Origin of the sequence: Pseudomonas sp. RIT-562, assembly GCF_026241895.1 — a bacterium.
In the GTDB taxonomy this organism is placed as follows: Bacteria; Pseudomonadota; Gammaproteobacteria; order Pseudomonadales; family Pseudomonadaceae; genus Aquipseudomonas; species Aquipseudomonas mandelii_F.
Map to the genome: position 1 here is coordinate 19,270 of NZ_JAPJIV010000030.1, position 14,853 is coordinate 34,122.

Consider the following 14,853-nt stretch of genomic DNA (forward strand, 5'->3'; position numbering starts at 1 on the left):
GCGATCGGTCTTGAACCATGTACCGCCCTGAAGACCGCATCGCCGGCAAGTCGGGCTCCTACCCAGGCATGGGCCATCAGATCATTGGCGGCAACTGGTCGATGATCTTGTCCAGGGTGATGGGGTAGTCGCGGACCCTGGCACCCGTCGCGTTGTAGATCGCATTCGCCACCGCCGCACTGACCCCGCACAGCCCCAGTTCACCGACGCCCTTGGCTTTCATGGGCGAGGACATCGGGTCCATTTCATCAAGGAAAATTACCTCCTGATGCGGGATGTCGGCGTGTACCGGCACCTCGTAGCCGGCCAGGTCGTGGTTGACGAAGAACCCCACTCGCTTGTCTACCGCCAACTCTTCCATCAACGCCGCGCCGACCCCCATGGTCATCGCGCCGATGACCTGGCTACGCGCTGAAGTCGGATTGAGGATGCGTCCTGCGGCGCACACCGCCAGCATGCGCCGCACGCGAGTTTCCCCCGTGGCGCTGTCCACCGCGACCTCGACGAAGTGCGCACCGAAGGTCGATTGCTGGTACTGCTTGCTCAGCTCGGCAAACTCGATCGAATCCTCGGCGACGATTTCACTGGCTTGTGCAGCGCTGCCCAGTGGCACGCTGTTGCCGGCAAAGCGTACCTGGCCATCGGCAAACACCGCTTCATCGGGGTTCATGTCCAGGCGCTGGGCGACCGCTTCGCGCAGTTTCACGCACGCCGCGTAGACCCCCGCGGTGGAGCAGTTGGCGCCGAACTGGCCGCCTGAACCGGCCGACACCGGAAAGCTCGAATCGCCCAGGCGTACCACCACTTTGTCCAGCGGCACGCCCATCATTTCTGCGGCCGTCTGGCCAATGATCGTGTAACTGCCGGTGCCGATGTCGGTCATGTCGGTTTCCACCGTGACGATCCCCTGATCATTCAGGCGCACTCGCGCCCCGGATTTCACCAGGGCATTATTGCGAAACGCGACCCTCACGCCCATGCCGATCAGCCAGCGCCCCTCGCGTTGAGTGCCGGGTTGCGCATGACGCTTGCTCCAGCCGAACTTTGCCGCACCGGTGCGCAGGCATTCGATCAACTGGCGGGTCGAATAGGGGCGCTTGGGATTGGTCGGATCGACCTGGGTGTCGTTGCGCACGCGAAACTCCACCGGGTCGAGCTTGAGCTGCTCGGCCATCTCGTCCATGGCAATTTCCAGGGCCATCAGCCCGGGCGTTTCCCCAGGGGCTCGCATGGCATTGCCTTCGGGCAGGTCCAGGTTCGACAGGCGCATGGTCACCAAACGGTTTTCCCCGGCATAGAGCAATTTGCTCGGCTGCGCGGCGCGTTCGACCTTGCCGCCGGGCAAGTCGCCGGACCAGCCTTCGTGGCCCATGGCGGTGATCTTGCCGTCGGCGGTGGCGCCAATACGAATGCGCTGGATGGTCGCCGGGCGGTGCGTGGAGTTGTTGAACATCATCGGCCGTGCCAGCGCGACTTTGACCGGCCTGCCGGACAGGCGCGCGCCCAATGCCGCGAGCACCGCGTCGCAGCGAATGAACAGTTTGCCGCCGAAGCCGCCACCAATGTAGGGCGATATCAGTCGCACCTTGTCCTTCGGGATGCCGAGGGTGGTGGCCAGGTCGGTGACGGACCAGTCGATCATCTGGTTGGAAGTCCACAGGGTCAGCTGATCGCCCTGCCAGGAAGCCATCGAGGCAAAGGGTTCCATCATGGCGTGGGCCTGGTCCGGGGTGGTGTAGGTCTGGTCCAGCTGTACCGGCGCAGCGGCAAAGGCTGCGGCGAAGTCGCCGTGGCTGACGTCGGCCATCTGGTCCTTGGCCTCGACCCCGGACTCGCGGGTGCTGGCGAGATCGAAAGCGCCCTCGGCGCTCACGTATTGCACCTTGACTCGCTCGGCAGCGGCGCGAGCCTGTTCGAAGGTTTCCGCAACGACCAGGGCAATCGCCTGGTGATAATGCTGAATCTGCGGCCCGCCGAGCAGCTTGGCGGTGTTGTATTTGCCGAGGCCGAGCTTGCCGGCATTTTCCGCCGTCACGATGGCGATTACCCCGGGCGCGGCCTGGGCATCGGCGAGGTCCATCGAGGCAATGCGACCCTTGGCAATGCCCGCGCCGACGGCCACCCCGTAGGCCTGGTTGGGCACGGCGGTATGGTGTTCGTAGGCGTAAGGTGCAAGGCCGGTGGTCTTCAGGGGACCTTCGATCCGGGTGGTGGGCTTGCCGACCACTTTCATCTGGTCGATGGGATTGGTTGTCGCGGGGGTATCGAATTTCATGCTTGGGCCCTCGCTTGCGCCATCACCGAGGCAAGCGTGCGCTCCACCAGTGTCAGTTTGAACGCGTTGTCATGGGTAGGGGTGGCACCGGCGAGCAGTTGTGCGCTGACGGCTTTGGCGCCTTGGCTCATCGCCGCCTCGGCTGCTTCGACTCGCCAGGGTTTGTGCGCAACACCACCCAGGGCAACTCGTCCGGAACCGTCGGCCTGAATCACCGCGGCCACCGAAACCAGGGCGAAGGCATAGGAGGCACGGTCACGTACCTTCTGGTAAATGTGCGTTCCGCCCAGGGGCGCCGGCAGTGTCACGGCGGTGATGAGTTCATGGGCGGCGAGGGCGGTTTCGATGTTGGGTGTATTGCCCGGCAGGCGATGAAAATCCGCCATCGGAATCACTCGCGTGCTGCCGTCGGGCCGCACCGTTTCCACCTGCGCATCAAGGGCGCGCATTGCCACTGCCATGTCGCTGGGGTGCGTGGCGATACAGGCTGCGCTGACGCCGAGGATGCCGAGCGGGCGACTGAACCCGCCAATGGCCGCACAACCGCTACCAGGCTGGCGTTTATTGCAGGCCTGATGAGTGTCGTAGAAATACGGACAGCGTGTGCGTTGCAGCAGGTTGCCTGCAGTGGTCGCCATGTTGCGCAACTGTCCGGAGGCCCCGGCCAGTAGAGCGCGGGACAGCAGGCCATAGTCCTGCCGGACCCGGGAATCGGCGGCGAGGTCGGTATTGCGCACCAGCGCGCCGATCCTCAGGCCGCCGTCGGACGTGGCTTCAATGCGGTCCAGGGCCAGGCCGTTGACGTCGATCAGGTGGGTCGGGACCTCGATGTCGAGTTTCATCAGGTCCAGCAGGTTGGTGCCGCCGGCAATGAACCTTGAGCCGTCAACCTGGGCGGCCAGTGCGGCGGCCTCGGCGGGGGACTTGGCGCGAAGATAGGTAAAGGGCCTCATGCGCTGGCCTCCGCCACTTCAGTGATGGCTTCGATGATGTTGGAGTACGCGCCGCAGCGGCAGATGTTGCCGCTCATGCGCTCCTGGAATTCACTGGCGATCAGTTGGGGCTTGTCAGTCAGGCTGGCGCTGACGTGGCTGGGAATGCCGTCGCGGATTTCCCCGAGCACCGCCACCGCCGAACAGATCTGCCCGGGAGTGCAGTAGCCGCACTGGTAGCCGTCATGCTTGATGAAAGCGGCCTGCATCGGGTGCAATTGGTCGGGGGTACCGAGGCCTTCGATGGTGGTGATGTTCGACCCTTCGTGCATCACCGCCAGGGTCAGGCACGAATTGACCCGCCGGCCATCGGCAAGCACCGTGCACGCACCGCACTGACCGTGGTCGCAACCTTTCTTGGTGCCGGTCAGCAGCAGGTGTTCGCGCAAGGTATCGAGCAAGGTGGTACGGGTATCGAGATCCAGGTTGCGCAACTGGCCGTTCACCGTCAGCGCCACCGTGGCCTTGATCGGTCGCGCCGCATTGGCCGCGCTGGCCTGGGCACAGATAAAGGGCGGCAATGCCAATGCCGTGGCCGAGACGGCGCCGACAATCAGGAATTTTCGTCTGGATATCGAAAGCGGGTCACGGTCGTCCATTGGTTCGATTCCTGTCATGGTTCGGCTTGGCCGATGATCGTCTGAAAGACTGACCCCCATAGTGGCAGAATGTTTTTGCGTATATCGGGCATAGAGTTATGCGCGCAGCTCATGAATTCGCGGCTGCCCACCTGACTTCCCCGCACCGCGTTATGATGAGCACCTTCAAGCGCCACCCAGACCCAGAGCCGCACATGCCCCAGATCAGCCATTTCAAAACACCATGCCCGGAGCATCTGACCAGTCAGATCCTGCAGCTGGTGGTCGACAACCTCACCGACATCAGCATGATTGCGATCCCGCCGAGCAACCTGCTGTACAACGTTTATCAGTACGCGATCGGCTATGAAGTGCATCTGTATCTGCAGGCGTTGAACGGCACCCAGGGCGTTGCCGTGGAGTTGCTGGTCGCCACCGATGACGATGACCCGGAGCAAGTCGTGGGTTTCCTGCTGTACCTGCCCATCCAGGACGACCCGGACGCGTGTGGCGTGGCGTACATGGCAGTGCAGGCCAATCATCGGCGGCAAGGGATCGCCCGGCGGATGTTGCGTGAGATGGTGGGGCGCTATCCCCACGCCGAACTGACGTGCGCGGTGGCCAAGGTGCCGTGGTTCGAATCCATGGGCTTCCAGGTGGTAGGCGTGCGCGGCACCCAGGTGCTGATGAACACCCGGGATCACAGCAGCGACGGGCTCATGGGCTTGCTGGACGTAGCGCCGATCTACAGCTCGCTGGAGGTGCGGCAGATTCATACTTACCTGCTGCAAAAGCACGGTAAGCGGGCGATGATCGATGCCGAAAAGCAGCGCGACCGACATCTGGATCAGCTGACGCACAAGGCCCACGAATTCGTGCGTGGGCGTGTCGTCTAAACGGGGATAACGCATGACCTGGTAGCAGCTGGCGAAACCTGTGGGAGCAAAGCTCGCTCGCGATGACGCCTGTCCATCCAATATCAATGTTAAATGTTATGCCGCCATCGCGAGCAAGCTTTGCTCCCACAACTGAGTCAACTGGTAAATCCGGTATATGCGGTTTATCAGGAAGGCCTCACCAGCAGGGTTTACGACTGCTTCGTCCGATCGCGGCCCGAACCGAACGCAGGCTTCGCCAGCTGCTACAAGGGTGGCGTCAGACGCAGGATGCTACAGGGCTGTTGGCAACCTCAACTCCGCGCACAGGCCGCCGCCTTCGCGGTTACTCAAGGTCAGTGAACCGCCCAGTGCCTGCGCCAGCTGTTGGGCGATTGCCAGGCCCAGGCCGGTGCCGCCGGTGCTGCGGTTGCGCGAGTTTTCTACTCGATAGAAGGGCTCGAGCACTTGGGCCAGCTCCTCCTCGGCGATGCCCGGGCCACGGTCCAGCACTTTGATCGATAAGGTGCCATCCGTCGGTGATTGCACCTGCAACTGCGCAGCGCCGGCGAACTTGAGGGCGTTGTCGGTCAGATTGACCAGCACCCGACGCAATGCGTGGGGCCGGGTGGTGATCACCGAGTGGCTCTTGCCTTCGAGGGACACCTCCTTGCCCATGTCCTGATAGTCAAACACCAGGCTGTCGAGGAATGAGTCGAGATTGGTCCGGCACACTTCCTCGGTGGCGCCATGCACGCTGCGCGCATAGGCAACGCCCTCGCGCACCAGGTGCTCGATCTCGCCCAGGTCGTTGCACAGTTTGTCCTTCTCGCTGGAGTCGTCCATGAATTCGGCGCGCAGCTTCATCCGGGTGATCGGGGTTTGCAGGTCATGGGAAATGGCGGCCAGTAGCTGCATGCGCTCTTTCAGGTACGCCGCAATTCGCGCCTGCATCGCGTTGAACGCCTTGGCCGCATGGGCGACTTCGGTGGGGCCTTTTTCGTCCAGATGCACCGGGCGAGCGTTCGGGTCGAGGGTTTCCACCGCTTCGGCAAGGCGGGTGAGGGGGCGGATGGCGATCCTCACGGCCAGCCAGGTGCACAGGATCAACAATGCCAATTGCCCCAGCAGAACCGCCGGTAACCACGGCGACAACGGCGCCATTGCCGGTCGGACGTCGATGGTCAGCGGGCTGCCATCGGTCAATTTCAAGTGCACCTGGAAATGCTTTCGGTCCCCCGGAATGTCGGTATAGGTCATCGGATAGTCTTTGCCGATGGCCGCCTTGATCGAGGTCATAGCCATTGGCGAATCGGTCAAGGCCACCCCAGGCGACCCTTGGCCGAGCAGATAACCGTAGTTGGGCCTGTTCAGCTGTTGCAGCCAGCTTGCGCGTTCATCCGCAGGCAGGCGGTCGAGGATGGCGATCGAGGTCGACACGTCGGTTTCCAGATTGCCGAGCATGGTGTTTTTCGCGCTTTCATAACGCTCGTAGTACTGCACGCCGAAGGACAGCGCCTGCGCCAGGATCAGCCCGACCAGGAAGATCAGCGACAGCCGCGAGGCGAGGGTGCGGGGCCAGCGCAGTGACAAACTCACGAGGGCGCCCCGATGATTTCAACCGCGAGGGAGAACACATAACCCTCGCTGCGCACGGTCTTGATGTACGCCGGCTCCCGCGCATCATCCAGCAGGCGCTGGCGCAAACGGCTCACCAGCAGATCGATGGAGCGATCGAACAGGTCGGCGTCGCGGCCCTGGGTGAGGTTCAGTAACTGGTCGCGGGTGAGCACCCGCTGGGGATGGTCGAGGAACACGCGCAGCAAGCGGTATTCGGCGCCACTGAGCGCGACCATGGTGCCATCTTCATCCAGCAGGTGCCTGGCCGAGGTGTCCAGGCGCCAGCGTCCGAAGGCCAGCAGGCGCCCGCTTTCGGTGACTATGAGATTAGGCGGGAGCATTCGCGTGCGGCGCAACACCGCGCTGATGCGGGCGAGCAGTTCGCGGGCGGCGAAGGGTTTGACCAGGTAATCGTCGGCGCCCATCTCCAGGCCAATGATGCGGTCGGTTTCGTCGCTGCGGGCGGTGAGCATCAATACCGGAGTGGCCTTGTGTTTGCCGGCGCGCAGCTCGCGGCACAGCAGCAGGCCATCGTCGCCCGGCATCATGATGTCCAGCACGATCAGGTCCACGGGAGTGGTTTCGAGGAATGCGCGCATTTGTCGGCCGTCGGCGACCACCGTGGTGCGCAGTCCGTTTTTTTTCAGGTAATTGCCGACCAGTTCGCGAATCTCGCGGTCATCGTCGACGATGAGAATGTGATCAACGTGTTCCATGGGCCGGGCCTCTATGAACGGGGGAATGTCGGGCAGTCTATCGAGCCTTCGCGCCGGCGACTCCTGCCCTTTGTATTGCAGTGTATCTGGCCTGTTGGCGGACACACGCAGACTCAAAAAGGATGATTTTCCGGGGTTTTGTATCGCTGTGTATCGGGAGGCGGTCCTGATACGTAACGATGAACCCGCGCCTGTTTACGACACAGAAGGGATACCTGGAGGGCTTTAAATGAGCTCCATCGAGGCCAACCCAAACCGCCTCGGCTCAATACCACGATTGACCCATTGAAGCCTTGAGGAACCGCCATGAACACCAAAGCCATCTACGCCGCCTGCCTGTTTGCCGCGCTGAACATCTGCACCCTGTCGGCTCGTGCCGAAGCCACGGTCAAGCCTGAAACCTACACCTACGGCACGCACCTGGACATCAAGAAAGTCCTCTCGATGACACAGGACGCCACGCCGTCCTGCGGAATCATCAACGCGCAGCTGACCTACCTCGATTCCCAGGACAACACCAAGGTCCTGGACTACCGCAAATTCGCCGACGGCTGCCAGGAAGACAACTGAGCCTGAAAGTTATGTCACCGCCACGCCACCATGCCTGTGTAGGAGTGAGCCTGCTCGCGATAGCGCACTTTCAGTCAACCCACGTTGAATGTTACGACGCCATCGCGAGCAAGCTCGCTCCTGCAAAGGGGCGTTGAACCGCTCATTATCTAGGTGATTCCCATGTTCCTCATCGCTTTCCTGGGCGGTATCCTCACCGTCCTCAGCCCGTGCATCCTCCCGGTCGTGCCATTCCTGTTCGCCGGAGTCGAGCGTAGCCGCCGCTCCATCCTGCTGACCCTCGGCGGCATGGTCCTGACCTTCGCCCTGGTCGCCAGCCTGGCGGTGGTCAGCAGCGAGTGGGTGGTGCAGGCCAATAACACCGGCCGCCACGTGGCCCTGATTGTCATGGCGCTGTTTGCCCTGTCGCTGATTTCCGCGCGCATTGGCGGCTGGCTGGCTCGGCCCTTCGTGCTGCTGGGCAATCGCCTCGATCCCGACACCCGTAAAATGTCCGGCCCATTGGGCTCCATCATGATCGGCGTGGCCACCGGCCTGCTGTGGGCACCCTGTGCCGGGCCGATCCTCGGGGTGATCCTCACTGGCGCCATGCTGCAAGGGGCGAATGCTGGCACCAGCCTGCTGCTGGTGGCTTATGGATTGGGCAGCGCGCTGTCGCTGGGTACCCTGATCTTCGCCGGGCGTGGCCTGGTCAACCGCCTCAAGGCCTCGATCCCGATCACCGGCTGGCTGCGCCGTGCTGCCGGCGTGACTGTACTGGCCGCCGCAGCGGTGATCTCTACCGGTGCCGACAAGACCCTGCTGGCCGGCACTTCGTCCGCAGGCATCAGCAGCGTCGAGAAAGGCCTGCTGGAAACCGTACCGAAGGTGCTCGACTACTTCGTCAGCAAGGTCAAGGCCGATACCCTGGATAACGCCCAGGGCGCCATGCCCTCGCTGGCCGGCGCGGTCCAATGGCTGAACTCCCCGGAGCTCAGCGGCGAATCCCTCAAAGGCAAAGTGGTGCTGGTGGATTTCTGGACCTACGACTGCATCAACTGCCAGCACACCCTGCCGTACGTGAAAGACTGGGCGAAGAAATACCAGAAGGATGGCCTGGTGGTGATCGGCGTGCACACCCCGGAATATGGCTTTGAACGCATCATCGACAACGTCAAGGATCAGGTGAAAAAGCTGGGCATCACCTACCCGGTGGCGATCGATAACAACTACGCAATCTGGCGCAATTTCGACAACCAGTACTGGCCTGCGCATTACCTGATTGATGCCAAGGGCCAGGTGCGCTACACCCACTTTGGCGAAGGCCGTTATGACACCCAGGAGCAAATGATTCAGCAGTTGCTCAAAGAGGCCAAGGCGTCAGGGGCATAATCGCGTAATCCCTGTAGGAGCTGCCGAAGGCTGCGATCTTTTGATCTTTGATCTTCTGATGTTTGGCATGGACGATACCCCCGAAAATCAAAAGATCGCAGCCTTCGGCAGCTCCTACCGGGTGTCAGGCTTACGGTCGTTGCTGCGCGGCCCCTGCCTGACACCGGCGCCAGGCCGCAGGCGGGGCGCCGAACTCGCGCCGGAAGGCGCGGCTGAAGGCGGTGTCCGTCTGGTACCCGACTTCCTCGGCAATGCGCGTCAACGAAGTATTGCTGCGGCTGAGCAGATTGGCCGCCAGCAGCATTCGCCACTGGGTCAGGTACTGCATCGGCGAGCTGCCAACCAATTGCTGGAAACGCTCAGCCAGCACTGACCTCGACGTACCGGCGGTGCGGGCCAGTTCTTCAAGCGTCCAGGCGTTCGCGGGGCTCTTGTGCAGGGCGTTCAGGGCGGCGCCGACAATCCGGTCGCCGACTCCCGCCAGCCACCCGGTGCGGCCTTCGCCGTGTTCATTCATGTACAGGCGCAGCACCTCGATGAACAGCACTTCCGCCAATTTTGCCAACACGCCTTCGCCACCAGGCCGGGGCGAGCGGGCTTCGGCCAAGGCGTAGCGCACGGACGACTCCAGCCAGATTCCGGAGTCCGAGCCGCGGACATTGACCCGCACGATGGCGGGTAGCCCGGTGAGCAGCATGCCCGCCAGCCGCGTATCGCACGCCAGGTAACCGCACACCAGGCGGGTGACGACGCCGCCTCCGCCGTAACTGAGTTGCCGCGGACGGCGCGCCAGCACCGCGTCCAGGCGCGCTCCCGTAGCAGGGGGCAGGCCCGGTGCCGAGCACATCCGATGGGCATCGCCCTGGGGAAATACCACCACATCGCCTGCGCTCAGCAGCAATGGCGGATCATCGCCGAGTTCGACGTAGCACTCGCCTTCGGTAATCAGGTGAAAGATCACCACTGGTTCGGCGCCAGGTTCCAGAAAGGGCGCGGCCGAGTCGGCGCTTGGCGACTGATAGCACCAGGGTGCAGTGAACCTGGCGTTGATAAAGATCGCGCCGACCAGGCGCACGACACGCAGGGTCTGGGACAGGGCGTCCATGGGGGTTTACCCGTGCAGGCGGGGGCTTTTTAAGTGTGGCCCGCCTGCCGCGCAATGCGCAATCTCCGGACGATCGGGCAGTCTTGCCCGACGATCGGGCAGGACGCCGCCCCGCTGCGGCGCGATAGTTTGTCTACAGGGCACAAGACCCTGTCACCCATAACAAGAATGAGAGGTTGTCATGCCTAAATTCGTCATTGAACGGGAGATAGCAGGTGCAGGAGCACTGTCGGAGCGGGATTTGAAAGCGGCGGCGCAGAAGTCCTGCCGGACCTTGCGTGATTTGCCCCAGGTGCAGTGGCAGCAGAGCTACGTCACCGGTGACAAGCTCTATTGCGTGTACATCGCACCGGATGCACAGCAGATCGAGGAGCACGCCAGGCTGAGCGGGTTTCCGGCCAACCGGATTTCCCAGGTGATGCACGTCATCGATCCCACCACGGCTGAATAAGCCAACTGCGTTCGTACCCGCAATGGAGCGGAATTCATGAGTACACCCATTGATCTCACTGCCTTGAAAAACCGCCAGATGGCCGCCTGGGCCAGTGGCGACTACGCCGTGATCGGCACTACCTTGCAAATCGTCGGTGAGCAGTTGGCCGAGGCCTGCGACCTGCTGTGCGACGAGCGCGTGCTGGACGTCGCCGCCGGTAATGGCAACGCAACGCTTGCGGCGGCCAGGCGTGGCTGCATCGTCACTTCCACCGACTACGTGGCGGCCCTGCTGGAGCGCGGCGAGGACCGCTCGCGGGCGGAGCGCCTGCAGGTGACCTTCCAGGTTGCCGATGCCGAGGCGCTGCCTTTTGAAGATGCGAGTTTTGATGCGGTGCTGTCGACCTTCGGCGTGATGTTCACCCCGGATCAATCGAAAGCCGCTGCGGAACTGGCCCGGGTTTGCCGCCCCGGAGGCCGCATCGGCCTGGCCAACTGGACGCCGGAAGGCTTTGTCGGCCAGGTGTTCAAGACCTTGGGCCGGCACATGCCGCCGCCACCGGGCGCGCAACCACCCTCACAGTGGGGCACCGAGGCCTGGCTGCATACGCACTTCGACGACCGTAACTTCCTGGTCCAGGTCACTCGTCGTACTTTCAATTTCCGTTATCGTTCGGCGTCGCATTTCATCGACACGTTCCGCAGCTGGTACGGCCCGGTCCACAAGGCGTTCGCGGCGCTGCCCCCCGATGGCGCCACGGCGCTGGAAGCGGATCTGACGGAGTTGTTGAATCGGATGAACAGGGCGGGAGAAAAATCGCTGGTGGTGCCGAGTGAGTACCTGGAGGTGGTCATCACCCGACGCTAGAAGCCCCCCCGTAGGAGCTGCCGCAGGCTGCGATCTTTTGATCCTGGCGATTGTAAAATCAAGATCAAAAGATCGCAGCCTGCGGCAGCTCCTACCTGGGGATAGTGTCCGTTCCACAAAGGGTTATTTATGCCGCGCCCCGTCGAACCACTCCAACGCCGTGCGCCAGATGCAGATCCCCAGGAAGTACGCCGACATCAGAAGCCACAGACCCATCACCAGCGGGTTGATCACCGGGTGGTTAACCACCAGCGACAAACTGCACAACAGCCAGATGGCTGTCACGGCAATGTTGATCGGCATGAACTTGCGCACGCGGAACGGGTGCAGGAACTTCATGCGGGTCACGGTCAGCAGTGCCAGGCCGATTACCGTGAGGAAGGTGATCCACGGCGAAGGCGCAATGATGTACAGGCACAACGCGACCACGTTCCAGGCAGCGGGAAAGCCCTGGAAGTAATTGTCCTTGCTCTTCATGTTGACGTTGCAGAAGCAGAACAGCGAAGAGACCAGGATCAGCGATACCGTGAGCAGCAGCGTGTAGTCCGGCAGCGGAATGTATCGATAGATAAAGAGTGCCGGAATGAACACATAGGTCAGGTAGTCGATGACCAAGTCGAGGATCGAACCATCGAAACTCGGCAGCACCGACTGCACATTGACCTTGCGCGCCAGCGCACCATCCAGGCCGTCGACGATCAGCGCGACGCCGAGCCACAGCAGGCAACTGGTCGGCCGGTTCTCCAGCAGGGCGAGGGTCGCGAGGAAGGCGGTGACCACGCCAGTGGCGGTAAAACCATGGGCGCCCCATGCTTTGAGCCTGGCGATGTGTAGGGTCGATATCACGGGGGCGTTCTCCAAAAAGTGAAGCAAGCCAGTCATCACCCTCGAGAGCGAGGGCGGCGGCAAACCGGTTCGGGTTGCAGGTATCGACCGAAAATCCGCGAATAAGGTTCACCGTCTGTAAATCTTAGCTGCGCCTGCGCAAATTACTTCGGCTAAATCCACGACTCAGCCGGCCGGGGCCCGGCAGCCCAACGGCGGTGGCAGATTGGCCGGCAGGTACTATTGTTTCCTGACCGTATTTCTTCCATCAATAAGGACGACGTCATGAACACCAGCGATCTGCTCGAACAACTGCTCAGGGGCCAAGCCTCGCAGCGAACGGGTGCCGCTTCCTCCCAGGGAGGCATCGGCGGTGATCTTGGCGGGTTGCTTGGTGGCCTGTTGGGGGGCGGTAGCGCCGGTTCCAGCATGGGCGGCGGGGGACTGGGAGGTTTGCTCGGTGGATTGCTCGGTGGCGGTTCAGCCTTGGGCGGGGCTCCCCAGGGTCGAGCCGGCCGCAGTGGCGGCATGAATTATGCGGCCCTGGCCTCGCTGGGGATGATGGCATTTCAGGCGTATCAGGCCTGGCAGCGCAATCAGGCGTCTGCGCCGCAGGACACTCCGCAAACCGCGAACCTTCTGGCCGGCCCGGAACTCGAAGAGCACAGCCACGCCATCCTGCGCGCACTGATCGCGGCGGCGAAGGCTGATGGCCGGATCGACGATAACGAAAAACACATGATCAGCAGCGAAATCGGCCGCCACACCGATGACCCGCAATTGCAGCAATGGCTGGATAACGAAGTGGCCCGGCCCTTGAGTGCCGCCGACGTGGCACAGTCAGCCACGGACCCAGGCATCGCTGCGGAAATGTACCTGGCGAGCGTGATGCTGGTGGACGACCAGCAAGATGCCGAACGCGCCTACCTGGACGAATTGGCAGCCGCCTTGAGCATCGATCCGCAGCTGCAAGTCCAGCTGGAACACCAGGCCAAAGGCACCGCCTGACCACTGGGCGCATGCTCGTCGGCAGACCCAACGCCGCCTGTAGGAGCCCGCTTGCTGGCGATCAAAACGCCGCGGTGTATCAGGTTGCTCCCACAGGCCACCCAAGCCCGTCTGTCCGGGCTTTTTTAACCCCGATTGAATTTTCTCCCCGGCTCATCGCTCTGCTGATGTAGAGACGTGTTGATTCAGCGTCCTGCCACTGGCCATAGACCGAGAGATGCGCCCATGACTGCCCTGACAAGACTTGAATCCCAGCCTGCCCGCGTAGAGTCGATTCCGACCGCCGGTAGCCTGAAGAATACCTACGCACAGCTGCTGCTCAACGTCGACCACGGCGAGCGCAAAAACCTTGCCCGGGAGTTCCTGGCCGAGCAACTCGAACAGGCGCAAGAGCTGCCTGAAGAGATGCCCCGGGACGTGTCGGCCCTGCAGGGTTTCGTCGAACAGCATTGCACCCACGTGGCTCGCCAGTACGCCGATTACCTGCAACAGCGCAAGGACGGCGGCCCCCGGCAGTTTTTCAGCAACAAGGCTCACGCACTGTTCTTTCTGCAAGCGGTCGGCCCCACCAAACTGGTGGATGGTGCCTGGCTGTACGGCTTGCTGCGCCATTGGCGCGACCCGCGTTTCGACGGGCTGATCTGCACCTACCTGGAAGAGTTGGGCGACGGCAATCCGGCGCAGAACCACGTGGTGATATATCGCAAATTGCTCGCCGAGCACGGCCTGGATGATACCAGCGCGCTGCCCGATGACCGCTACTTGCAAGGTGCAATACAACTGGCGCTGGGCGAGTGCAGCGATGAGTTCATGCCGGAGGTGATCGGCTACAACCTCGGCTATGAACAATTGCCTCTGCACCTGCTGATCAGTGCCTACGAGCTGAGTGAATTGGGCATAGACCCTTACTATTTCACCCTGCACGTCACCATCGACAATGCCAGCACCGGCCATGCGCAAAAAGCCGTGCAGTCGGTGCTGCAGTTGCTGCCGCTGGAAGGTGATCGCGAGGAATTTTTGCGCCGCGTCGCTGCCGGTTATCGACTCAACGATCTGGGGCAGGGCAGTCGCGCGATCATCGAGTCGTTCGACCTTGAGGAAGAACTGCTGGGCATGCTCGAACGCAAGCGTCCGTTCGGGCAGCACATGCATTCGGACTATTGCCGCTTCGAAGGCCAGACGGTTAATCAATGGTTGTCCTCACCCGAGCAACTGCCAGGCTTCCTCAGCGCCATGGAAAACAAGGGCTGGATCAAGCGGCACCAGGACCCCCAGGCCAGTCGCTTCTGGCAGCTGATTGTGGGCGATGGGGCGGCCATGTTCGGCGTGTTCAGCCCTTATGAAAAACAATTGCTGCACGACTGGATCGCCGGGGACTGGACGCCCGAGCGCGCCAAACCTGCGCATCGCCGGGTTGTCAGCAGCGCCAAGGTGCCCGAGCTGCCCGTCAGCGACCCTGACGTCCAGACCCTGCAAGCGTCGCTCGCCGGGCTGGATCCCCATGCGCAGATGGCGGTGTTGATCCCGTGGTTGTCAGCCCACCGTCATTCGCACCCTGCGGGCCTGCTGGCCACGCGGCGCTACATCGAACTCAAATCCAGTCTGCGTTAAGGGAGCG

General features: G+C 62.3%; 14 protein-coding genes. 7 read left to right on the forward strand and 7 right to left on the reverse strand.

Annotated features, from left to right (window positions below; all coding sequences use genetic code 11):
- Window positions 1–76: 76 nt before the first annotated feature.
- From paoC to paoA, 3 genes are read right to left on the reverse strand one after another with little or no spacing between them, the layout of a single operon-like run.
- Window positions 77–2,275, reverse strand: coding sequence for an aldehyde oxidoreductase molybdenum-binding subunit PaoC (paoC, locus tag ORL50_RS26505; protein ID WP_266019428.1), 2,199 nt, complete (start codon window positions 2,273–2,275; stop codon window positions 77–79).
- Complete coding sequence (locus ORL50_RS26510; RefSeq protein ID WP_266019430.1) at window positions 2,272–3,228, reverse strand: FAD binding domain-containing protein; 957 nt, start codon at window positions 3,226–3,228, stop codon at window positions 2,272–2,274. Before ORL50_RS26510 ends, paoC begins: the two co-directional genes overlap by 4 nt.
- Window positions 3,225–3,866: an aldehyde dehydrogenase iron-sulfur subunit PaoA gene (gene paoA / locus ORL50_RS26515; protein WP_266019432.1), complete on the reverse strand. Its 642-nt coding sequence runs from the start codon at window positions 3,864–3,866 to the stop codon at window positions 3,225–3,227. Before paoA ends, ORL50_RS26510 begins: the two co-directional genes overlap by 4 nt.
- Window positions 3,867–4,060: 194 nt before the next feature.
- Here paoA and ORL50_RS26520 point away from each other — a divergent pair, with 194 nt between their 5' ends.
- On the forward strand, window positions 4,061–4,741 hold the full coding sequence (locus tag ORL50_RS26520) for a GNAT family N-acetyltransferase (RefSeq protein ID WP_266019434.1): 681 nt from the start codon (window positions 4,061–4,063) through the stop codon (window positions 4,739–4,741).
- Window positions 4,742–5,014: 273 nt separating this feature from the next.
- Here the strand turns inward: ORL50_RS26520 and ORL50_RS26525 are convergent, their stop codons facing one another.
- Together ORL50_RS26525 and ORL50_RS26530 are read right to left on the reverse strand one after the other, a co-directional pair.
- Entirely contained in the window at window positions 5,015–6,319 is a 1,305-nt protein-coding gene (locus tag ORL50_RS26525; protein WP_266019436.1) for an ATP-binding protein, read from the reverse strand.
- Window positions 6,316–7,056: a response regulator gene (locus tag ORL50_RS26530; protein WP_266019438.1), complete on the reverse strand. Its 741-nt coding sequence runs from the start codon at window positions 7,054–7,056 to the stop codon at window positions 6,316–6,318. The genes ORL50_RS26525 and ORL50_RS26530 overlap by 4 nt, the downstream gene beginning before the upstream one ends.
- A 306-nt stretch (window positions 7,057–7,362) precedes the next feature.
- Between ORL50_RS26530 and ORL50_RS26535 the strand changes: the two genes are divergently transcribed.
- Together ORL50_RS26535 and ORL50_RS26540 are read left to right on the forward strand one after the other, a co-directional pair.
- On the forward strand, window positions 7,363–7,626 hold the full coding sequence (locus tag ORL50_RS26535; RefSeq protein WP_266019440.1) for a DUF2790 domain-containing protein: 264 nt from the start codon (window positions 7,363–7,365) through the stop codon (window positions 7,624–7,626).
- A gap of 162 nt (window positions 7,627–7,788) precedes the next feature.
- Window positions 7,789–8,997, forward strand: coding sequence for a cytochrome c biogenesis protein DipZ (locus ORL50_RS26540; protein ID WP_266019442.1), 1,209 nt, complete (start codon window positions 7,789–7,791; stop codon window positions 8,995–8,997).
- Between the two features lie 130 nt (window positions 8,998–9,127).
- Here ORL50_RS26540 and ORL50_RS26545 read toward each other — a convergent pair whose 3' ends face one another.
- Entirely contained in the window at window positions 9,128–10,102 is a 975-nt protein-coding gene (locus ORL50_RS26545; RefSeq protein ID WP_266019444.1) for an AraC family transcriptional regulator, read from the reverse strand.
- A 181-nt stretch (window positions 10,103–10,283) separates the two neighbouring features.
- Between ORL50_RS26545 and ORL50_RS26550 the strand changes: the two genes are divergently transcribed.
- Entirely contained in the window at window positions 10,284–10,553 is a 270-nt protein-coding gene (locus tag ORL50_RS26550) for a DUF4242 domain-containing protein (RefSeq protein ID WP_266019446.1), read from the forward strand.
- Window positions 10,554–10,589: 36 nt separating this feature from the next.
- Window positions 10,590–11,402 (forward strand): class I SAM-dependent methyltransferase, encoded by an 813-nt coding sequence (locus tag ORL50_RS26555; RefSeq protein ID WP_266019447.1) that lies wholly within the window; start codon window positions 10,590–10,592, stop codon window positions 11,400–11,402.
- A 123-nt stretch (window positions 11,403–11,525) separates the two neighbouring features.
- Here the strand turns inward: ORL50_RS26555 and pcsA are convergent, their stop codons facing one another.
- The gene (pcsA, locus tag ORL50_RS26560; protein WP_266019448.1) at window positions 11,526–12,248 is read right to left on the reverse strand and encodes a phosphatidylcholine synthase; all 723 of its coding nucleotides are present in this window, start codon (window positions 12,246–12,248) and stop codon (window positions 11,526–11,528) included.
- A gap of 264 nt (window positions 12,249–12,512) precedes the next feature.
- Here pcsA and ORL50_RS26565 point away from each other — a divergent pair, with 264 nt between their 5' ends.
- Window positions 12,513–13,235 (forward strand): tellurite resistance TerB family protein, encoded by a 723-nt coding sequence (locus ORL50_RS26565; RefSeq protein WP_266019449.1) that lies wholly within the window; start codon window positions 12,513–12,515, stop codon window positions 13,233–13,235.
- Window positions 13,236–13,460: 225 nt separating this feature from the next.
- Window positions 13,461–14,846: an iron-containing redox enzyme family protein gene (locus ORL50_RS26570; RefSeq protein WP_266019450.1), complete on the forward strand. Its 1,386-nt coding sequence runs from the start codon at window positions 13,461–13,463 to the stop codon at window positions 14,844–14,846.
- Window positions 14,847–14,853 lie beyond the last annotated feature (7 nt).